This window comes from Micromonospora sp. NPDC047738 (genome assembly GCF_040642675.1).
Taxonomy (GTDB): Bacteria; Actinomycetota; Actinomycetes; order Mycobacteriales; family Micromonosporaceae; genus Micromonospora.
Genome location: NZ_JBEYSO010000041.1, coordinates 1 through 21931, shown reverse-complemented (window position 1 = coordinate 21931; position 21931 = coordinate 1). Strand labels below are relative to the sequence as shown.

General features: G+C 70.2%; 14 protein-coding genes and 2 pseudogenes. 8 read left to right on the top strand and 8 right to left on the bottom strand.

The features are described from left to right. Nucleotides 1-833 precede the first annotated feature (833 nt). A complete protein-coding gene (gene ligA, locus ABZ783_RS33785) occupies nucleotides 834-2984 on the bottom strand; it encodes an NAD-dependent DNA ligase LigA (RefSeq protein ID WP_357445975.1) in 2151 nt (716 codons plus the stop codon). An 853-nt stretch (nucleotides 2985-3837) separates the two neighbouring features. Between ligA and ABZ783_RS33780 the strand changes: the two genes are divergently transcribed. Beyond that, the gene (locus tag ABZ783_RS33780; RefSeq protein WP_357445972.1) at nucleotides 3838-3963 is read left to right on the top strand and encodes a hypothetical protein; all 126 of its coding nucleotides are present in this window, start codon (nucleotides 3838-3840) and stop codon (nucleotides 3961-3963) included. A 367-nt stretch (nucleotides 3964-4330) separates the two neighbouring features. On the opposite strand, the pseudogene ABZ783_RS33775 reads toward ABZ783_RS33780, so the two are convergent. The 5 genes and pseudogenes from ABZ783_RS33775 to ABZ783_RS33755 form a co-directional block, all read right to left on the bottom strand. Then, nucleotides 4331-4462: pseudogene (locus tag ABZ783_RS33775) on the bottom strand (IS3 family transposase); the annotation flags it as partial. 286 nt (nucleotides 4463-4748) lie between these two features. Then, complete coding sequence (locus ABZ783_RS33770) at nucleotides 4749-6335, bottom strand: MDR family MFS transporter (RefSeq protein WP_357445969.1); 1587 nt, start codon at nucleotides 6333-6335, stop codon at nucleotides 4749-4751. A gap of 43 nt (nucleotides 6336-6378) precedes the next feature. Continuing rightward, entirely contained in the window at nucleotides 6379-7005 is a 627-nt protein-coding gene (locus tag ABZ783_RS33765) for a TetR family transcriptional regulator (protein WP_357445966.1), read from the bottom strand. 135 nt (nucleotides 7006-7140) lie between these two features. Beyond that, on the bottom strand, nucleotides 7141-7296 hold the full coding sequence (locus ABZ783_RS33760; RefSeq protein ID WP_357445963.1) for a hypothetical protein: 156 nt from the start codon (nucleotides 7294-7296) through the stop codon (nucleotides 7141-7143). 704 nt (nucleotides 7297-8000) lie between these two features. After that, the gene (locus ABZ783_RS33755; protein ID WP_357446053.1) at nucleotides 8001-8525 is read right to left on the bottom strand and encodes an HAD domain-containing protein; all 525 of its coding nucleotides are present in this window, start codon (nucleotides 8523-8525) and stop codon (nucleotides 8001-8003) included. A gap of 189 nt (nucleotides 8526-8714) precedes the next feature. On the opposite strand from ABZ783_RS33755, the gene ABZ783_RS33750 reads away from it, so the two are divergent. Next, complete coding sequence (locus tag ABZ783_RS33750; protein WP_357445960.1) at nucleotides 8715-9152, top strand: DUF6228 family protein; 438 nt, start codon at nucleotides 8715-8717, stop codon at nucleotides 9150-9152. Nucleotides 9153-9192: 40 nt separating this feature from the next. Then, entirely contained in the window at nucleotides 9193-10290 is a 1098-nt protein-coding gene (locus tag ABZ783_RS33745; protein WP_357445957.1) for a hypothetical protein, read from the top strand. A gap of 171 nt (nucleotides 10291-10461) precedes the next feature. Here ABZ783_RS33745 and ABZ783_RS33740 read toward each other — a convergent pair whose 3' ends face one another. After that, the gene (locus ABZ783_RS33740) at nucleotides 10462-10884 is read right to left on the bottom strand and encodes a hypothetical protein (protein ID WP_357445954.1); all 423 of its coding nucleotides are present in this window, start codon (nucleotides 10882-10884) and stop codon (nucleotides 10462-10464) included. A gap of 238 nt (nucleotides 10885-11122) precedes the next feature. On the opposite strand from ABZ783_RS33740, the gene ABZ783_RS33735 reads away from it, so the two are divergent. The 4 genes and pseudogenes from ABZ783_RS33735 to ABZ783_RS33720 all read left to right on the top strand — a co-directional run. Further along, nucleotides 11123-13018 (top strand): Hsp70 family protein, encoded by a 1896-nt coding sequence (locus ABZ783_RS33735; RefSeq protein WP_357445952.1) that lies wholly within the window; start codon nucleotides 11123-11125, stop codon nucleotides 13016-13018. Nucleotides 13019-13039: 21 nt separating this feature from the next. After that, on the top strand, nucleotides 13040-15148 hold the full coding sequence (locus tag ABZ783_RS33730; protein WP_357445949.1) for a bacterial transcriptional activator domain-containing protein: 2109 nt from the start codon (nucleotides 13040-13042) through the stop codon (nucleotides 15146-15148). Nucleotides 15149-15413: 265 nt separating this feature from the next. Beyond that, a complete protein-coding gene (locus ABZ783_RS33725) occupies nucleotides 15414-18494 on the top strand; it encodes a BTAD domain-containing putative transcriptional regulator (protein WP_357445947.1) in 3081 nt (1026 codons plus the stop codon). Then, nucleotides 18491-18772, top strand: a pseudogene (locus tag ABZ783_RS33720) (hypothetical protein); the annotation flags it as partial. The gene ABZ783_RS33725 and the pseudogene ABZ783_RS33720, both read left to right, overlap by 4 nt. Before the next feature lie 125 nt (nucleotides 18773-18897). On the opposite strand, the gene ltrA reads toward ABZ783_RS33720, so the two are convergent. Next, nucleotides 18898-20355, bottom strand: coding sequence for a group II intron reverse transcriptase/maturase (gene ltrA / locus ABZ783_RS33715; protein ID WP_357445944.1), 1458 nt, complete (start codon nucleotides 20353-20355; stop codon nucleotides 18898-18900). Nucleotides 20356-20972: 617 nt separating this feature from the next. On the opposite strand from ltrA, the gene ABZ783_RS33710 reads away from it, so the two are divergent. Beyond that, nucleotides 20973-21641: a DUF2637 domain-containing protein gene (locus ABZ783_RS33710; RefSeq protein WP_357445941.1), complete on the top strand. Its 669-nt coding sequence runs from the start codon at nucleotides 20973-20975 to the stop codon at nucleotides 21639-21641. Nucleotides 21642-21931 lie beyond the last annotated feature (290 nt).

Genomic DNA, 21931 nt, shown 5'->3' with positions numbered 1-21931 from the left:
ACGCCGAAGGACTGTTGCGGCTTCTCAGCCCCGCTGTGACCGTAGGTCACGGCTCGTTGTTGGTTACCTGGAAGCCAAGGCGTCCAGGGAACACGACGACCAGGCGGTAGACCCATGCCCGGTGCCGGTTACGGGAGCGGCCGGACGTGGACCCACCGGCTTACTGCCAGCCGCCATCGCAGGGTGCCCCTGTGGCCGAAGTTGCCCCGTTCGATGACCTCCGCGTCGAGGACGACGGCGAATTTGGCAGAGTAGGTTCGCCCACCTTCGCTGGTCCGCAAGATCTCCGTAGGCCACGGGGCTGCGTCACTCCCCAGCTCGCAACGCACGCGGCGGCGCCACCAGCGTCCGGGGACGTCGATCTCGAACCGGCTCCATTCCCAGTGGGCGTAGTAGGTGCCGTCAAACCGGTCCGACGAACCGACCGTGAGCACGTGTCTGGTCCGGTCCATGACGTACATAGAACCAGAAGGTCGGGCCTTGCAAGGATGACCATGGCACGTCCAGGCCGTCACCGATCTGGTGGAACGAAGGGATCAACCTCAGCGGGCGCTCACGGATGACCCCAGACGATCATGGCCTCCACCCTAGGGCCCGGCAGTCGTAGCGGTCACACGGTGCTGCCGGCGGTGCAGCGGCGAAGTACAGCAACGTCCCTGGCAGTGGGCACACGGGGGGCGCAAGACACCGTGAAACATCGTCAACAAGTGTCGAACGGTAGCAGCCCGAGACGCAGTGTGGCCGGCCGGCGAAGCGCGGCAGGAAGGTCGTGGAAATCTTGGACCGGACGACCCCTGGACTCTGTGGGCAGCATGTGAGATCGACTGTTCGGTTCAGGCAAGGATCCTGCTGATGGTGTCGATGTCCCCGGTGGCGTGGGCGTGTAGTAGGGCGGCGAACTGGTCAGCGGGCAGGATCCGGATGCCCAGATGCTCGGCCTTGTCGGCTTTTGTGCCGGCGCCGTCGCCGACGACGACCATGTCGGTACGTTTGGACACCGATCCGGAGGGCTTTCCGCCGAGCGTTTCGACGGCCTCGTTTCCCTCGTTGCGGGTCAGGCCTGGGACGGTGCCGGTCACGACGACGGTCATCGGGGTTCCGTCGGGCCTCCGCAGCGGGAGAGGACGGGCGGCTGCGCCGTCCGGGGCCGGGGCGGCGACGGCCGGGGCGCTGGGTTCGGTCAGGTTCACCCCGCGCGCGGCGAGTTTGTTGATCACGCTGGTCAGCTCGACCAGCTCGGCGGCGATGGTGACAGCGCGTTCCGGGCCGACGCCCTCGACCTGTTGGAGGTTGTCGACGCTGGCGTCGAGCAGGGCCTGCATGGTGCCAAAGTGTCGGGCCAGCCGCCGGGACATGGACCGGCCGGTCATCCGTACCCCGAGGCCGGTCAGCACCCGCGACAACGGACGGTCCTTCGATGCCTGAATGTTGGCTACCAGCTTGCTGGCGGAGATCTCACCCATCCTGTCGAGCGCGGCGAGGGTGGGCACGTCGAGGTCGTACAGGTCGGCTGGGTCGGTCACGAGCTTGGCCGCCACCAGCACATTGATGATCTTATCGCCGAGACCTTCGATGTCCATCGAGTCGCGGGCGGCGTAGTACGCGAGGGACTCGTGCGCACCGCAGGCCCGACCGCGGGTGCAGCGCCACCGCTTCTGCGAGCGGTCGATGTCGCCGCCGCAGCGGGGACAGACCATCGGAGGTTCGAACGGCGCGGCGTCGGCCGGCCGGTCATCGAGCTTGGCACCGGTGACCTCGGGGATGACATCGCCGGCGCGGCGCACGAACACGGTGTCACCGGCCCGGACGTTACGGCGGACCAGGTCGTCGAAGTTGTGCAGAGTGGCGGAGGCGACGGTGACGCCACCGACGACGACCGGTTCGAGCACAGCGACCGGGGTGATCACGCCGGTGCGGCCGACCTGGACCTCGATGCGCAGAAGTCGCGTGGTGCGGGTGTCGGCGGGAAACTTGTAGGCGATGCCCCACCGCGGTGCCCGGCTGGAGAAGCCGGCCCGGTCCCGGTCGGCGGGCTGGTCGGCCTTGATGACCGCCCCGTCCACCCCGAACCCCAGCTCCCCACGGCGAGACCGCAGAGCCTCCACCGCAGTGATGACCTCGTCGACGCTCGCGCACAGCGGCATCCCCGCCGCCGAGGTCGCGGTCGTCGCGACGCCGAGCCGCCCGACGCGGGCCATCGCCACCGAGTGCGGCACCGGCTCACCGTCGGCGCCGTCGAGGCCGTGTACGGCGTACGCCAGAAACGACAGCGGCGCGTCGTAGGCGCGGTCCTGCGCGCGCAGAGTACCGGCCGCAGCGCTGCGCGGGTGCGCGAACGCCGGCTCGCCGTGACCGGTCCGCAGCACGTTGGCGGCGGCGAAGTCGGCGTCGGTCATGAACACCTCGCCGCGCACTTCTACCGTCAACGGTTCAGCCAGGCGGGCAGGCAACCCGACCGCCCGCCGGGCCTGCCCGGTTACATCCTCACCGGCCCGCCCGTCACCGCGGGTGGCGACCAGGGTCAGCCGTCCGTCGACGTATCGGGCAGCGACCGCCAGACCGTCGATCTTCGGCTCGACCGTGTACCCACCGACCGGCCGGCCCAGCAGCCGCTCCAGCCGGACGGCCCACTTGCGCAGCGTCTCCTCATCGAACACGTTGTCCAGGCTGAGCATCGGCGAGCTGTGCTCGACGTCGCCAATCACACCGGCGCCGGCCGCGACCACCTCCGTCGGGGAGTCGTCGGCCTTCCACTCCGGGCGGGCGGCCTCGGTCGCGGCGACCCGCGCCAACAATGCGTCGTAGGTCGCATCGTCCATGACCATGCCCGGCCCGCTGTAGTACGCCGCGGCGGCCGTCCGGACGTCGGCGATCGCTGACCGGTACGCCTGCACCGAATCGAAGGGCTCGGCGCGCGCGGCGTCAACGACCGGGTCGACGGCGTCGACCCGGTCCTCAAGACCTGTAACACCGGGGCTGGCCATCGCCGACCTCCTTGAATTCGCGCTGGCCACGCCCGCGGCGGCGGCGCGGCGCAGACTTGCCCGACTTGAGCTGACCTGCTGCACAAACTACTGGTCGGGTACGACATCGATGCCGCCATCAGGCGCGGGATCATGCCTACGCAGTTGGATCGGGATGGGCGTGGCGGTGGAGGTGGGCAAGGATCTGATCCCGGTCGGCGGTGGTTAGGGCCGGGCCGAGGACCTATCGGGCGCGGGGATGGCCAGATACAGCTGCGAGACCTCGGCGGCGATGCACGCTCACTGCTGCTGACCGAGCGCTGCCGCTGGCCAGCGATCCTCACGCTCCGTACCCGCACCTTCGTAGCGTGGGCGGCGGCAGGGCGGAATGTGCTGATCTTCTTCGCACCGCGGCGGGTAAGGCCGTCGCCGGCATCATGATCACGGCGCTTGCGATGTAGCCTCGACGAGGCAGCGGATCCATCCACCATCTGGTTGGCCAGCCCTACTGGGCGGCGGCGGTCATGTGGTGTGGCGCTTGGAGCAGTGGTCAGCCGCAGGTTGTTAACTGCGGCGCGCTGGCTAGGGGCCGGGCCGTCGTTGGGCCCACGCCCGAGACCCTGCTCATCGGCGCCGACGGCGTTCACTCCGCGACCCGGACTGCGATGTTCGGCCCCGATCATCGCGTCGACCTGCCGTACGTCGTGGCCGCGTTCCCGATCCCGCATCCGGTAGCGGCCGTGCCCGAATCGTCCGCCACGACCTTCATCGGGCCCGGCCGCACGGCGGCATCATCAACCTGGGCTCACAACGGTCCTCGGCCTTTTTCGCGTACGGCTGCGCGAACCCAGGGCGGGAGCTGAAACGCGGACCGGTGGATGCGCTTCGCGCAGCGTTCGGAGACCTGGCCGCAGGCGTACCCGAGGTGATCCGTCACCTGGAGACCGACCCGGCCGCCGCCTACTTCGACCAGGTCAGCCAGGCGGACATGCCACGATGAGCACCGGCCGCACCGTGCTCCTCGGCGAGGCGGCCTGGTGCGTCACCCTCTTCGCCGGACACGGCGCGGCCCTAGCACTCGCCGGAGCCGACCAGCTCGGCACCGCCCTGCAGCGGTACGGCCACGACATCCCATCCGCTCTCGCAGAATGGGAGACCGGCCTACGTCCCGAGATCGTCAAACGGCAGGCGCTCGCCCGCCGCGGCATGTGCCAGTACGCGCCACCGAGCCGGTTCCACGCCTGGATGAACGACGTCACAATCCGAGCGATCACCCTCTCCGGCATCAGCGGCCTCGTCCGAACCGAGCAGGCCAAGAAACGCCAAGGCGAAGTCGTTCGGGGTGCGTCACCGGCGGCGCGGGGTTTGATCAGCTCGGTCTTGAACAGCCCGATCGTGGATTCGGCCAAGGCGTCGTGGGCGTCGCCGACCGGTCCGACGGACGGGTCGACGCCGGCGGCGGCGAGGCGTTCGGTGAACGCGATTGAGGTGTATTGGGTGAGTTCAACCGGTCGTCGCAGCACCTCGATCTTGGAGGTGTCGATGGGCAGGCCGGCGGGGTGGATGAAGGCGTTGACGGGCAGGTCGCCGATGAGGTCGCCGGGTGCGCCGGCGCTGAGGCGGGAAGCCGAGCGCTACCGGATTCCTGGACACGGCCCCGCTCCTTCAGGGATGACACTCCCGCGCTCAGCGGCAGGGCGACGCGCAGCGAGCCTGCGACCACGGAAACGACGAGGTGTCCCGCAGCGCGGTGCCGGCGCTGCGGGACCCCGTCTCCGCTGGGCGTCAGTGGGAGATGCCGGCCGCCTGGGCGGCCTCCTCCTGGGCCCGCCGTTCGTCGCCGCTGACGGTGTGCAGCGGCTTCTCCTTGATGAAGAGGACCACCACCATCGCCAGCAGTGCCAGCGGCGCGCCGATCAGGAACAGGTCGGCCGTGGCAGTGCCGTAGACGCTCTGCACGATCCGCAGCACCGGCTCGGGCAGCGCCGACAGGTCGGGGACCTCGCCGGCGGAAGCCCCGCCGGCCACGGCCGGGCCGAGCTTCTCGGTTATCAGGTCGGTGACCCGGTTGGCCAGGACGGCGCCGAGCACGCTGACGCCGATCGCGCCGCCCATGCTGCGGAAGAACGTCAGCACGGAGGTGGCCGCGCCGAGTTCGTTGGCGGGCACGTCGTTCTGCGCCGCCAGCACCAGGTTCTGCATGAGCATGCCGACGCCGATGCCGAGCACGGCCATGTAGATCGACAGGACGACCACGCTGGTCTCCGCGTCGATGGTGCCGAGCAGGACCATGCCGACGGTCATGATGGCGCCACCGGCGATCAGGTACATCTTCCAGCGGCCGTACTTCGTGATGAGCTGGCCGGCGACGGTCGACGAGACGAGCAGCCCGAAGATCATCGGAAGGCTCATGAGCCCGGCCACGGTCGGCGACTTGCCGAGGGAGATCTGGAAGTACTGGGAGAGGAAGACCGTGCCGCCGAACATGGCCACGCCGACCAGCACGCTGGCGATGGTGGCCAGCGAGACCGTCCGGTTGCGGAAGATGTCCAACGGAATGATCGGCTCGGCGGCGCGGGACTCGACGAACACCGCCACCGCCAGCAGCGCGACACCGCCGACCACCATCACCGCCGTCCAGCCCGACGCCCACGCGAACTTGTTGCCGGCGAGCGACGACCAGACCAGCAGCAGCGAGACGCCCGTCGTGATCAGCGCGGCGCCGAGCCAGTCGATGCGCACCTGGCGACGGACGACGGGCAGGTGCAGCGTCTTTTGGAGCAGGACGATCGACAGGATGGTGAACGGCACGCCGATCAGGAAGCACCAGCGCCAGCCGAGCCACGAGGTGTCGACCAGCACGCCGCCGATCAGCGGTCCGGCGATGGTGCCGACGCCGAAGACGGCGCCGAAGATGCCGGCGTACCGGCCGAGCTCGCGCGGCGGGATCATGGCGGCCATGACGATGGTGGCCAGGGCGGTCATGCCGCCCGCGCCGACGCCCTGCACGATCCGGCTGAGCAGCAGGACCTCGACGTTCGGCGTGAAGCCGGCGATCAGCGAGCCGATCACGAACAGCCCGAGGGACAACTGGATGAGCAGCTTCTTGCTGTAGAGGTCGGCCATCTTGCCCCACAGCGGCACGGTAGCCGTCATGGCCAGCAGCTCGGTGGTGACGATCCAGGTGTAGACGGTCTGGCTGCCGTTCAGGTCGGCGATGATGCGCGGCAGCGCGTTCGCCACGACCGTGGACGCGAGGATCGACACGAACATGCCGACCATCAGGCCGGAGAGGGCCTGCAGGACCTCACGGCGGGACATGCGTGCCGTGCCGACCTCGACGGTGTCGGCGGGCACAGCGGGTGCGGACATCAGGTTCCTTGTCTTGTCGATGGGGGAGCGCCAGGGACGGTGGTCACCGGGTGCATCGGGGGTCGGGCAGGCCGGCGGCGAGCGCGTCGAACGCCTCGTCGGCCAGCTCGGCCAGGGACCGGGTGCCGCCGGCGGCAGCCCAGCGGAGCATCGCGGTGCGGAACGCGGCACCGGTTACGGCCGTGAGCAGCGCGGGGAAGCCATGATCCGGGGGTACGCCCACCCGGGCGGCGAGGGTCTCGGTCATCGTCCTTTCCGCCTCGACGCCGAGCGCGGCCAGGCGCGGCAGCAGGGCCGGATTACGTGTGACGACCTCCATGCGCAGCAGCCACAGCTCGCGGTCGGCCTGCATCTCGTCGATCACCTCGGCGAGGGCCGTGCGGATGGCCGCGAGCGCGGACACCTCCGGCGGCACCTCGGCGACCCGGGCCACGAACCGGGCGGTGTCGACGGCGTGGTCGCCGATGAGGGCGTCGTCCTTGCTCGGGAAGTAGTTGAAGAAGGTCCGGGACGAGACATCCGCCGCCTCGCTGATCTCCTCCACCGTGACGTGCTCCAGGCCGCGCTCGGCGACCAGCCGCAGCGCGGCGGTGGCCAGCGCGGCCCGGGTCTGCCGCTTCTTGCGGTCCCGCAGGCCGGCGGTCGCGGGCGAGGTGCTGCCATCGGTCACCGGGCAACACTAGGACGGATCTTTCAGTAACTGCAAACTTTCGTGCTCTGAAGTGAGCAGGCTAACGGCGCCGCCGGCGAGGGCCGGCACGCGGCGGCCCCTCCCGGTCAGGTCATCTGCCGAGCGTCCGTCCCGTCAGTGCTCGGGGTGGCGCCGGATGAAGTCCTGGTAGCTCTCGTTGGCCAGCTCCAGTTCCCGTACCTGCGCGGCCAGCTCCGCCCGGCGCAGCTCCGCCGCCGAGCACGCCCGGGCGAGCCGGAGCTGCCACGGATGGCCAGGCGTTGCCCTCATGGTTGGCGTGGGCGGCGATGGCGATGGCCACCGCTCGCTCGTTCTTCCCAAGATCTTTCGTGGTGAGCAGGGCAGCCTTGACGGCTTGACTCATGGCTTGCGGAACTCCGTCCGTCAGGGTCCGCGGCGCCTGTCGTGGCGCCCCGGGCCGATCTCTGGGTTGAAACTGCCGGCACTTCCGGTCCGGCGGTTGGGTGATATTGCGGACTGTCGCCGACGGATCAGCCACCGGCGGACCTGATCGACGCTCAATCCGTCGCCGGGGTCAAGCCACGTCAGCCGGGACCGCCGGCGGACGCATCGGCGCCGCAGATCAGATGCTGAGCGATACGACGCACGGGTTCGCGGCGGCTGAGCGCGCTGCTGGACCGGGCCGCCGCCCTGGTGGAGTCGCCGCACCGCACTTCACCGCAAGGTCACAAAACGGGTGCCGGCGGCTCTGCCATGAACTCGGCCGAGCCGCAGGCGGTCTGCGGCCTGGACCGGCTGCCCGACGGGCGGATCCCGGCTGAACCTGGCCGACATCGCCCTCGCGCTGGATCCGTCGCCCGGGGGAGTGGATCGCCGCCCGGCCGGCCCACGGAGCCGACCAGCCCTGGTCGGCGCGGGCCTTGCCGCATCCAGCTGCCGCTGGCCTTCTATCACGGACCGTGAGGAGCGGCGACCTGCTGCGCGCACGAACGGCGGCATGAGCGTGCAGGTGATCAAGCGGCGCCGTCAATTTGCCCGAGCCATCGGCGGACCGCTGAGAAATCCGCTTCGGTCAGGCCCACGTATGGGTCGACACGTTGCAGCAGCGCCCGCACCGGGTGGTGTGCTGCGACCCATCGCCGGTCAGCATCAGTTATCTCGTCGTCAAGCCAGACGAATGGGCGGCCGGCTGCCCACCGGGTAAGGAGCACGGTCTTCCAGTGCAGACCGTGCTCCGGATCCTCGTCGTCGTCCGGCCATTCCACGATCGGCAGGTCCGGAAGCCCAAGCCGTGGTGAGATGACCTCGTTCGCCTCCGCCATCCATGTCGTCGCCCAGACCAACTGGCAGCCCAGTGCCAACAGCCTCCGCCCGTCATCTGGGTCAAGCCGATCGAGCAGAGGGTTGCCAGTACCGTCCAGTGGCTGCACGACGGCATCGTCCGAAGAACGCTCGGGGCTAACCGGCCGGGCTTTGAACGGGATCAGCGGTCCGTCGACATCGACGAAGATCAAGGGGTTGTTGGCAAGGTCGTCCATCACGCTCGAACCGTATCGTGGGCCCATCCGGGCTGAGCCAGGTGCGCGTACTCTCCCTGGAAGGACCGGCTGTTCGCTGCACGCACCCCTCGTAAGACACCCAAGACGCCCGGTCAGCGGCAGAAGAGTGAGCCGCCGCGATGCGGGGAGTGGGCGTCAAACATCGCGACACCGGCAAGCAAGAGTGGCATGCTCTTCCCGGTGTTGAGGCAGTTGGACGACGGCGTCGAAATCACCGCCGAGGCGGGGCTTGGGCCCGTCTGTCTTCATTGCGCCGAGCGGCCGTGGAACGACGAGGTACTCGACCTGCGGTGCGAGTTGGCCGATGACGGCGTCAGTGCGGTGACCTGGGTCCGGACGTTCAATGGCGACGGGGTCGTGTCGTGGGCAGCCGACCTCGCCGAGTCGTATGAGGGATGGGACGGCGTGCGGGCCTGGGGGTCACTGGAACACGACCTCCGCATCGACGCGACGCATGACCTACGAGGTCAGGTCAATCTCCGTTTCGTCATCCGGGGTCCTCGGGGCTACGACCCGAGTGCGTGGGAGGCATCCGTCATGGTGACCCTTGACGCCGGCGAGGACATGCAACGTCTCGTCGCCGAACTCGGCGACTTGGTCTCGTAGCGCGGCCTCAAGTCGGAGGCGCGCCAGTAGGATCCCGGACATGTCCGATCTTGCTGCGCGCTTCGCCCAGCTCGCTGGCGAGTACGACTCCCGAAGGAGAGCGGCGACCGCGCTCGTCGGGCGCTGGGACTGGTACACCTGGCCGGGCCTTGATCTTCGTCCGTTGCACTTCGAACGGGACCTGCTCAAGGCTGGCCGCCGGTTGGACGCCAGACCGCCGGTGGATCGGGATGTCCTGCGCATCGGGTTCGACGCCGAGGGCCGCGCGGTGGTGATCGAGGAGTACAGCGGCTTTCTTCACGGCCGCCTGTACTACGAGACGTTCATCCGCCACGACGGCGACGTGGTCGAGGCGGCGCACTTCGATACGAACGGGCCCATCTACCTGCACGAGTACCGCTTCGTGGACGGGTTGATGCGCTCGGCCGACACAGTCGCGCGGGGCGGCTCGGGGCGGGAGTCGTACGCATACACCGATGGGCGGATCAGCCGCGTCGAGATCGAGCACGACGGCCGGGCGCCTTCGGTGCTGACGGCCGAGCACGACGACCGCGGCCTGGTCCGCATCGTCGAGGTCACGGGCCGTCGGTCCGAGGTGCGCTATGAACGGCCGCCGGCCGGATTCGACCTCGAAGCGGCGTGCCGGACCATCGAGGACGCATTCCTCACGCTGATCCCGGACGCCGTGGCGCGCCTGGTGGTCGACGGCCCCGCCGCCTGCGTCGCGCTGAGCTACTACCGATCGGACGCGCTATCCTTCGAGGTCCACGGGGCCACTGAGGACGAGCGCGCCGCCTTGGCGGCGATCGACGCCCAGGCAGCATGGTCGCCCGCCGACTTCGAGGCCAGTACCGACGTCGACCTCGACGACGCAGGATCGGTGCGGCTGGTACGACAGGAGCTCGCCCTGCTCGACGCGGGCGACCTCGATGCCGCCGCCGGATCCGAGGTGGGCCGGCGACTGTTGTGCGCGGTGGCGGCTCGGCTCAACCTCCGCGACTGGTCGGACACGCTGCCAGTCGCCGACGACTTCGTGGTGTACCCGGTCGACCTTGAGCTGGTCGACCTGGAGCGGAACCTGGCCGACTGCCTGCCGCCGGACCGGCTCGCCCGGCTACGCGAACGCGGCCTACTGTGACTGACCCCGGCCGGGCCCGACCTCTGCATCCGCACATCGGCACGAGCGGACGCTGACCGGGCGCGTGATCAGCGGCAGAACAGTGGACCTGTCTGCGAGTTTCGACGCCGTCGCGCCGCAAGCCGCTGATGGCCTGGGTGTTTACTTGCCCCTGGTTGGCAAGACCGGGCGTCAGCACCGGACGAATCCCAGAGCCTCGTCACGTAGCCCTTCCAGCACTTCGACGTTATGCAGCATGACGCCTGGGTCGTAGGTATGGGTCACCGTCAGCCTCGACATCCGATCGAGCACCTCCTCGTCGGTCAGTTGGGCCAGCCACGCTGCGATCTGCTGGTCGCTCGGGGAGCCGTCCACCTGGTCGATCAGATCGACCAGGTCGGTCCGGACGACTGCCGCGCCCAGGCGCTGTATTTGGCGATCTGCGGCCGACGTCGTCGAACCCATCGACATCGCGCGGCGTTCGTCCTGGTGGCCAACGGCGATCTCATAGCGCGTCGGAAGTGCCGGCTCGGGCGGCTCCGTGCCCGTGACGAGGCGCGGCACCGCCTGGGTGCGGACCCAGTGGGAGATCTCATCGAGCTCCTGCATCAGCACCGGCCACCGGTCCGTGCCCCCGGATAGTCTCGTCCCGCGTCCGCATCAGGGCCGACCGCAGCGCGTCGAGGCGTCGCACCTCCAGAGCGAGCTCCGCCACCAGCGCCGGATCAGCTTCCGCCTTCGGTGCCGTGGCCTGATGCAGCTCCTCCACCGCGTGGCGCCGGTTGCCGGGTCGCCGTCTCTGTGAGTGATTCGTGGGTGACGTGAACGTGATCCTCATGTTTGACTGAGGTCTATGCGAGCGGGGGAAGCGCGGCTGGCGATCGACTGTGGCAGCGCGAGCACTACGGCGGTGGTGGCGTGGCCTGACGGCAGATGGGTGCCGCTGATGTTCGACGGCGAGCCCGCCCTGCCCAGCGCGGTACTGCTCGGTGGGGACGGGAACGTGCTGACGGGCCACCAGGCGTGGCAGGCCGCCGCCACCGACCCGCAGCGGTTCATCCCGGCCCCACGGCAGTCTCCCGAGCAGCAGCTCACCATCGCCGACACGGACGTGGACACCCTCGATCTGGTCGCTGCCACTTTGCGGCGGGTCGCGGGGGAAGCGCAGCGGGTCGTCGGGTCGGTGGTGGAGGATGTGCGGCTGGTGGTGCCGGCCGGGTGGGGTCCGCGGCGGCGGACGTGGATGCGGCACGCCGCTCACCGTGCTGGTCTGCCCCAGCCCCGCCTGATCGAGGCCCCCGTGGCGGTGGCCGGTCACCTTGTCGCGGCGGGGGTGCAGCTGCCGGTCGGATCGTTCATCGTGGTCTGCGATGTCGGTGCCGGAGCGGAGGTCAGCGTCCTGCGGCGCGGCCCGGCCGGGTTCGAGGTGCTCGCCACCCTCGCGGATCCGACCGCCGGCGGCACCGCTATCGACGAAGCTCTCGCCGCCACGCTCGACAACGGCAGCCCGGCAGATGGCGACGGTCAACGGTGGGCGCTGCTGGCCAGCGTCGGCGCCGCGAAACAGGCCCTGGCCGACCGGGCCGCGGTGACCGTTCCACTGCCCCAGGGCTCTGCGATGGTGCTCAACACCGGCCTGCTGGAACAAGCCGCCCACCCGGTCCTGCACCGCGTCGCCCAGCTAGTAACAGAAACGATCGCCGCGGCAGAGATCAACGCCACTGACCTCGCCGGTGTCTACTGCGTCGGCGGGGTCGCCCGGATGCGGCTGCTGGAAAAGGCACTCATCGAGACCGCCTCTGTCACCCCGACCCTGGTCCCGGACCCCGCCACCGCGGCAGTACGGGGCGCCGCGGATGCGGGTGCCGCGGACGCAACGGCGGTAGGCCCGCCGGTCGAGGTGCCGGTGCCGCCGGTACGGCGGGCGGTGGCTATCGCTGTTCCGGGGCTGGCGTCTCTTGCCCTGATCTGGCAGTACTTCCTCACCGCGGAGTACCACAATGGCAGCCGAACGCTGCGGGGTCTTTACTACTGGGTGGTCTTGAACTGGGGTGAGCTGGCCATGGCGGCCGTGTTCGCCCTCCTGGCGTGCCTGGCAGCGGGCACCGTCCTCGGTTCCCTGATCGCCGCCCGCAGCCCCACCACGGAGATCAGATCCGAAGGTGGGAAGGTCAGCGTCGGGATCCTCGCCGCGGTGTCCCTCGGCGTCGCGATCGCCGGCCTCTACGCGGTGGTCGCCAGCCAATATTTCAGGCTGCCGTTCGGTGGATTCCTACGTTGGGCATTGTGGCCGATCGCACCGATTGCGGTGATGGCGGTGGCCATGGCGGTCGTCGCAGCCCGCCAGTGGCGGGTACCGCAGGGTGGCTGGTCGGCGCTGCTGACGGTGCCGGCGGGTTCTGTGATTACCGCCGCCGTCGGGATGCTGCTGATTCAGTACTCGCTGACCGCCGCCCGGCGGCCGCATCTGGTGCTGTGGATCGATATCGCTGGCCGCGTCGGTGGCCTGCTGCTCGGCGTGGGTGTGGTCATGGCGCTGGTGACACCGTTGGTGTTCCGCCTGATCCTCGGCGCACCGCTCGCGGTGATCGCCGCCGCGATCGTCAGTTGGCGGGCCTCTGGGGTTCTCGCGGTCTTCTACGCCATCGCCGTGGCGGTGTGGTGGGCGGCCCGGTTGTGGACCCGCGTCGTCCGCCCCGTCACCCCCCACACCTTCCCAGCAGGCGCAGGTAGCAATGCGGGCAGTTGATTCGCCGCCGGGTGGGGGTGGGTGAGGTTGCGGTGGCCGCGGCAGGTGCTGTCGCTGCTGTTCGTCCTCCTGCTCCTGATCGGCCCGCCAGCGGTGCTGCTGTTCGTCGTCGGCCCGCCGATGCGGGGATGGCCGACTGGGCAGCAGGTTCGGGCGTGGGTGGAGCAGCCGCTGACCGAGCAGACTCTCGCAGCCGCGTTGACCGTCGCGGCGTGGCTCGTGTGGCTGGTGCTGGCTTACACGGTCACCGTTCGGGCCCTGGCTCGCCTCCGCGCCGGGGCCGCATGGCTGCGCCGCATGCCCCTGCCCACGCCCCTGCAGGCAACGGCCAGCGGAATGGCCGGAGCGGCAGTCTTCACCGTCAGCGCCAACACGGCGACCGCCGCGCCGCCGGAACCTGCCCTCCCCGTCGCCGCTGGCACCCTCGATAGCCGAGACGACACCGCCCACCTCGACGCCTACAACAGCCGCAGGGATGACGGAGTGGTGTTGTCCGGCGGCTGGCTGCCCCGGGACGTCGCCGACCAGGTCGCCGCCGCCGCAGCCCTCGTCTGGCTACGCCGCCGCCTCGGCTACCGGCCCCGCCGGCCCGGCCCTCCCGCACGCGAGGATCCGGACCTGGCCCCGCTACCCGCGACCGCCACCGCCGTGCAAGCCGCCCTTGCCGACCACCCCCCGATACCGCAGCCAGCCGACGTGACCTCGGGCGGCGATGGATCCTCCGGTGCGATGCCGGCCCTCGTCTCCGGTCTTCCAGCCCCGCGTGTGGGGCTCAACGGAGCGGGCGCCGCCGCCGCGGCCCGGGGTCTGCTGGTCACCGCCCTGCTGACCGCACGCCGCCATCCGGCGATGTCGCTCGTCGTCACCCGCACCGCCCTCGCCGGCCTGCTCGGCTCCGCCGCCGAGGAACTACGTCGGCACCTGACACGGCTGCACGTCGTTTCCAGCGTCGACGAGGCCGTGCAGGTCCTTGCCCGAACTCGCGGCCATGACCGCCACGGGCTAGACGAGCCACGCCGGCGCGACGACCTGCCGGACGCCCGGGCGACCGTTGTCCTGATCATCGACGAACCACCGTCCGGTGCGGTCGCGCAGCGGTTGGCCGTCCTGCCGCCTGCCGCCGCGACCGTCGTGGTGTTGGGCGGGTGGCCAACCGCCGCGACATGGCAGGTCGACGCGGCGGGCCACACCCACGACCCGGACCGGCCCGAGTGGCGCGGACCACGGCTGTGCGTCCTCGACGCGCAGGCGGCCACAGACCTGCTCACCGTGATCGCCCACACCGACCCGCCATCCGACCAGCCCGCACCGACTCCCACCCCACACGCCGTGCAACGATCTCGGCCCCGCGTGCCGCGGCAGGCAACCGGACAGGACCCCCGTCCCGGACCCGCTGCCCCCGGCCACCGCCTGGAGCTGCGGGTCCTGGGTAACCCGATGCTGGCCTTCGGCGGTGAGCCGATCGTCGTCCGCCGCACCGCGGCCATGCAGGCCCTCGTGTTCCTCGCCGCCCACCCCGACGGGGCGGACAGCCGGAATCTCGTCGACGCAATCTGGCCGGGCTTGCCCCGACACTCGCTGACCGGCCGCCTCTACACGACACTCAGCGAGCTGCGCGGCACCGTCCGGGCCGCCTGCGGGCTTGCCATCGTCGATCACACCGATGACCGCTACCGCCTCAACCCTGACCACCTGGACGTGGACCTGTGGCGCTTCCACGCCGCGGTCCAGCACGCCGCCACCGCCGTCACCAACACCACGATCGCGTGGCAGGCGATCATCGACGCCTACCCCGGCGACCTCGCCGCCGGCCGCCCCTGGCCGTGGTTGGACCCGGTCCGGGAAGCCACCCGTCGGCACGTCATCGACGCCCACATGGCCCTCGCCGCCGCCGCATCCGACCCGCACCACGCCCTGGCCGTGCTGCAACAAGGCATCCGCGTCGACCCCTACAACGCCGACCTGCACGTGCGGGCGATGAACGTCCTCGCGGCCCTCGGCGACCACGACTCGGCCGCCGAACTGCACGACAGCTACACCCGCCGTCTCGCCGAGGCAGGCCTCGAACCCGGCAACGAGCTCAGGGAAACGGCCGCATCGCTGAGCAACAGCGTCGTTCCAGGCCGATAACACCAACCTGTTCACCGCCAAAACCGTTGGCGCACCGGTCACCTCACACCCGCCGACGGCCAGCCCCCGTGTAACACGAAGCTCTCCTGACCTGCGGGTGTCAGGTTGTGTGAGGCGGTGTGAGGTCCTGTCAGCCAGCAAGCCGCGACGGCGGCCGCCCGGCCGCCATAGCGTCGACTCGCACCAGCCCCCGGCACGCGGCACCCAGCACGACGTCACTCGCCGCCCAGCCCTGGTGACCAAGATCGACAGGCAGGAGGCAGCGATGAGAACCCGAGCGTCGTCGGCAGCCACGACGACGGCCTGCGCACTTCTGCTCGCGGTCGTACCGGCCGTGCTCATTCACCTCGCCGCCTGGCCTGACCTAGACGGGTCGTGGACGGCCACGCTCCAGGAGTGGATCCAGCAGCCCCTGACCGCCGGTTTCCTCGCCGTCCTCGCCTACATCGCGGCCTGGCTGATGTGGGCGCTGCTCGCCACCGCCGTCACCGCCCACGCCTACACCCGGCTCACCCGGCTACTGCGATGGCTGCCGGCGCTGCACCTACCGGGGCCCCTGCGAAGCCTCACCGCCGCCCTCCTGGGTGTCACCGCCCTCAGCGCCGGCACCGTCCCCGCGCACGCCGCCAGCACCCCCACCGTCACCACCTCGGACGAAGCCGTCCACCCGCCCCGGCCAGCCCGCGCTGTCACCCCCACACCCCACGCCGCTGACCGCCCGACCGGAAACACCCGACCCGAAGGCGAACCTCACAACACCTACACCGTCCGGCGCGGTGACACGCTGTCCGGCATCGCCCGCCGCTGTCTCGGCGACGCGGACCGGTGGCGCGACATCTTCGCCGTCAACCGCGGCACCCACTTCAAGATTGGGGGGACACTGCGCGACCCTGACCTGATCTATCCCGGCTGGACCCTCCGGCTGCCCACCACCGCCCGGGACCCGCACCAGGCCACGCCGCCCGCTCAGAAGGCATCCCCGACGCGACCCGAACCACGTAAGCCGCAGTCCGACGCGACCCCGCCGCCGGCTCACCCCACACCCGCCACCACCGCGCCTCACCGATCACCGGAATCGCCCGGCACCCCGACCGCCACCGGCACACCCCGTGATGACGCGGCCGTCTCGCCCACCCCTACGGCGTCCCGACCGGCGCCTGCCACCACCCCGGACGACCGAGGCGAGCAACGCCATGTGCGGGGGGTGCCTCTGCCGACCGGCAGCTGGGTCGACCTCGGTCTGGCCGTGGCCATCGCCGCCGCCGTCGCCCTGGTATGGGCACACCGCCGACGCCGCTACGTGCCCCGCAAGCCCTCAACGTCGCCCCGCATGGATGACCCGGACCTGGCGCCGATGCCCCGCGTGGTCAACCAGATCCGCCGCAACCTGAGACTCACTGCCGCCCAGCCCGACGAGGCGGGCCACGACGCCAACAACGTGCACCATGACGCCATCGACGCCCACGATCCCGCCGACCCCAGCGGCGGCCCCGATGAGGACGATGTCGTCGACGGCGAACATCGCTCGCCTGACCTGCACCATGCCCGTGAAGCCCTGCCGGTAGCGCCAGCCCTCGCGCACCCGCTGTCGGCGGTATGGCCGCCAGCCGGTCTAGGGCTGACCGGACCCGGAGCAGACGCCGCCGCCCGTGGGTTTCTCACCGCGGCCCTGGCCACCGGCGGCGCGGACCACCCCGACGCCCGCAGCCAGGTGGTCATACCGTCGGCGACCGCAGCAGCCCTGCTCGGCGTCGCCACCGTCAACCTGCCCCACACACCGAGGCTGACCATCACCGCCGGCCTCGACGAAGCCCTCGAGCTCCTGGAAGCGCAGGCCCTGCACCGCACCCGACTGCTCTACCAGCACGAGGTAGACACCGTCACCGAACTACGCGCCGCCGACCCCTACGAAGAACCCCTCGCACCGGTCATGCTGCTCGCCGACACCACCAGCCGCCACGAACGCTCCCGCATCGCCGCCCTGCTCACCCAGGGCCAACGCCTGGACATCCACGGCGTACTGCTCGGCGCCTGGCCCGAAGGCAACACCGTCCACGTCGCCGCCGACGGCACCACCACCCCAGCCGACGGCGACGCCCCGCCGGGCTCCCACCCCGCAGACGTCGGCCGCCTCACGGTGCTCAACCCAACCGAGACCACCGATCTCCTCGCGGCCCTCGCCGAATCCCACACCGGGCAGCCGTCCGCACCCACCCCCACCGAAGCCCCACCCACCCACGCCCAGCCTGCACCACCACTGCCCGCCGACCCGGAGCCACCGCGTCCGGAGGCCCGCGGCACCGACCGGCGACGCACCGACGAGCAGGACGCGGACACGGCGTCTCCCGCTACGGCGCCCCCGGCCGGCCCCGAACCGGACCCCGTCGCTGCGGAAAGCCCCATCGTGATCGAGCGAGCCAGCCCGGAAATGGACAGCCCCCCGACCAGCGGCGGCGCCAGTACCCCGACGGAACCGGACACGTTCAGCCGTAGCGGCCAGCCCTCAGCCGTCGTCAAACCGTCCCGGCCCGACACGCCAGCCCTCGACCCCCCGCACACACCCACACCACCGTCGCAGCCGGACCAGATCAAGGTGACAGTGCTCGGCCCGCCCGGCATCATCGACGCCGATCCACAGCGAAACCTACGCGCGAAATCCCTGGAACTGCTGGTGTACCTGGCGGTGCGCGACGGCAGCGCCTCCGTCGAAGCGATCCTGGACGACCTGCTGCCCGACGCCCCCGCCAGCAAAGCAGTGCACCGACTGCACACCTACGTCTCAGACCTCCGCGCAGTGCTACGCCACAACGCCGGACCCGGCACCTACCTCACCCACCCCCACCACCGCTACCAACTCAACCCCGACCGCTTCAACATCGACCTATGGCGCATGCGCGCCGCGATCCGCGCCGCCGACACCACCGCATCCCCACCCGAACGCATCCAAGCGCTGCGCCGCGCCGTGACCGCCTACCGGCCCCTCGCCGACGGCTGCGAATACGAATGGCTCGAGCCCTACCGGCAGGCCGTACGCCAAGAAGCCCTCGACGCCACCACCGCCCTCATCGAGGAACTCACCGACCAGCCCGCAGCACAGACCGCCGTCCTCGACACCGCCCTGCAGCAACACCCCTACACCGAAACCCTCTACCAGGCCGCGATGCGCGCCCACGCCCGCCTCGGCCACCTCGACACCATCCGCGCGCTGCGCCGCGCCCTGACTCGTCGCCTCGCCGAGATCGACACCGAACCCGCCGACGACACCCTCACCCTGGCCGACAAGCTCATCGCCGACCTACGCCAACCCCGACGCGGCACCCGCCCCACCGGCAGGCCAGCCCCATGAGCGCAACACTGGACACCGCACCGGCCGGCCATCCCGCCAGCGGCAAGCATCTGCATCGACTGCGGTGGGCGGTACGCGCCACCCTCACCCTCGGCGTCGCCGCCTCCGTCGCCGCGAACGTCCTACACGCCCGACCGAACCCGATCAGCCAGATCATCGCCGCGTGGCCACCCCTGGCACTGCTCATCACCGTCGAACTGATCTCCCGCGTCCCCCATCACCGGCGTGCCCTGGGCGTCATCCGCATCGCCGCCACCGCCGTCATCGCCGCCATCGCCACCTGGTGGGGTCGGGTCAGGGCGCGGTGCCGGCCTTTCGGTCCGGTCGTCTCCCTGACCCGCCCGCCCGAACCGGACGTGCGCGTCTCCGCGCATCCGGCTCTCCACGAGCACATGCCGTCAGGTCACGTGCTGGGTGTGGCCGCTGGTTGATGCCATCTGTCCCACGGGGTGGGGATCTTCGTCCCGCGGTAGCGGTAGCGGTTGATCGCCACCTTCTGCGGGTCGAACAGGGTGATCCCCTCGTGCGTCGGTTTCCATCTAGGCAGATACCGGCGGATCAGGTGCTTCCACGGCACTCCGTCGTGGCGTTTGCGTATCCACCCGAGCACCCGCCGCCAGGCGTAGCGCGACAGGTAGCCGAAGGTGGCATTCGAGACGCCGTGACGGAAGTAGTTGCACCAACCGGCAAGCGTCGGGTTCAACGCTTGCAGCAGGTCGGACAGATGCGCGTGTGCTGTTCGTCGGGTGATCGTCCGCACCTTGCCGACGATCGAGGCCAGGGCCTTCTTCGCCGGGTAGGTGTAGACGTACCGCTTGTTCGACCCCTGCTGTCGCCGGCGCTGGACGTGCCAGCCGAGGAAGTCGAACCCCTCGTCCAGGTGGACCACCTGCGTCTTCGGCCCGGACAGGCGAAGCCCGATCCGCGCCAACACCGCAGCGACGTCATCCCGAAGCTCCTCGGCGTGCTCACGCCCGCCGGCCACCATGACGACGAAGTCGTCGGCGTAGCGCACCAGCCGCCAGTTGCAGCGCCCAGTGCGGAGCCGGTTGTGTCGACGCCACGGGCTGCCCATCTGGCTCTGCCACGCCGTGACGAACCAGTCGTCGAGCGCGGACAGGGCGATGTTGGCCAGCAGTGGTGACAGGATGCCCCCTTGCGGCGTGCCAGTGCTCGTCTCCTGGTAGCCGGTATCGGCGCTGAGCACCCCGGCTTTCAGGAACGCCTTGACCAACGCCAGCACCCGCTTGTCTCCGACCCGTCGACGTACCCGGTCCATCAGGGCCGCGTGGTCGATGGTGTCGAAGCACGCCTCGATGTCCGCTTCCAGCACCCACTCGTAGCCCTTGGCGCCGAAGTGGCGGATCTCAGCGATAGCGTCGTGCGTGCGCCGTCGAGGCCGGAACCCGTACGAGCACGGGCGGAACCCGGCCTCGAAGATCGGCTCCAGCACCAGCTTCAGGGCGGCCTGGACCACCCTGTCCCGCACGGTCGGGATCCCCAGCCGGCGCAGCCTGCCGTCGGATTTCGGAATCATCCGCTCCCGCACGGGCAACGGGGTGAACGCACCGGCCTTGACGTCGGCGCGCAGCTCGGCGAGGAACGGCTCCTCGCCGCGCAGCACCCGGATGTAGTGGGCGGTCTGCCCGTCCACTCCGGCGGTGCGTGCACCCTTGTTCGTCCGCACCCGCTCCCACGCGACCATCAGGAACGCGGGATCGGTGACGAGGTTGAACAGATCATCGAACCGGCGGGCCTCATCCTCGCCCGCCCATCGGTGCAGCTTCGCCTGGATCTCCAGTACCCGCCGCTCCGCCTGCCCCAACTCGGGCCACCCGGACGGCGGCACGCCAGTATTCACCGGCGGCCTCCTGGCATTCCAGTGTCTCGGCTGCGTACTCGCTGTCGCCCTTCGCCCTGTGGCCGGCTTTCCCGACCTCCGACTACTACGGCGACTCCGCCCCCGGCCGGAACCGTCAGCTGACGGTGCGCCTGCCCCACCGGCACGGCCTGGCTGGCCGACAGGCGGGGCGGTCCCGGACGGGTTCCCACGTTCACCACACGATCGTTCGTCGGGTTAGGTGCCCAGCTCTGCCCCTGCGACCTCGCCACGGCTACGCCGCAGATCTTCACCGTGGCCTCCCCGCCAGCCAATACCAAACCGACCAGGGAGTTACCCGACACCGAACCGGTGTCGGGATACGCGCCGCAACCCAGCCCACATCCGCCAGGTTCGAGCTGGTGCCTAGTCTTGAGAGGCTTTACACGCTGGTTCCTCACGTACACCTTCCCAACTCGCTCGCCGGACCCGAGCCGTCTGGCAGTGTCAGCCCGTCCCGGCTTTGTCAGGGCCGCTTCCCACCCACACCCGGCACCTCCCGGGGGCAGGCTGCCCTCAGCTACACCGCCCTGCTGCGACAGGAACGGCGGTGGTGGTCTTTCACCTCCACTCGATCGTGCAGCGCCTCGTGGCGCACGGTGTCGTACTGGCATCTCGCCGGCGTCGCGGTCCGTTACGGTGAAACCGAACACGGCGCCGCCTACCTGCTGCCCATCTCCGTCGACGGCCTCGTCATCGTCGCCAGCGTCAGCCTCGTCGAACTCACCGCCAGGATCCGCACCACCACCCCAGAACGAGGCATGCCATCCGCTGCCACAGCGCCCACCGCATCCGCACGCCCATCCGACCCAGGTCCCGTGCCAGAAGCCATCGGCAACCTCACCGCCGAGCCGGCGCGGCCACCTGCCCTACTTACCGGCAAACGCCACCGACACCACCCCCAGGCCGACAACACCGGCGGCACACCCAGCACGGCCAACCAGCCTCGACCGCGCACCCACACCCATGAAAACGACACGCGGGACGTGATGCGGACGAGCGACACACGACCGATGCCTCCCAGCGACGGCAACCCCACGGACCAGCCGCCGGATCCCTCAGAGGACAGGCCGCCAGACAAGATCCCCTCGGACACCGCCGCCGCCGTGGCCTACTGGCACTATCGCGACCCTGAGCTTCACCCCGCCCAGATCGCCAAGCGGATCGGCCGATCCGAACGCACCGTCCGCCGACACTGGCCACCACCACCACCGTCCAGCAGCCCACCGCACATCAACGGTCACCTCGCCGATAACCTCCTCCAGTGAACCCGCCGTCCTGTGTCGCCCGTGGGCATGATGACCACGGACAGCACCGCACAGCGCGACCCAACGACGAAAGGACCCATTTCTGCCTCGAGGCTCGGCGCGAGCGGCGCGTGGAACCGTCCGATCGTCAGGCAGACTCGTTGATCAACCGGCAGGGCCGGGCCGGACCGCGGAATTTGGATGGTCGTTGGCCTGGGGGCATGATCTGCTCCCGTGGACGAGGCCATGATCCGCACGTGGGCGCCGGATGATCTCTGGGAGATAGCGGCGCCGTTGATCCCGCCCGCGCC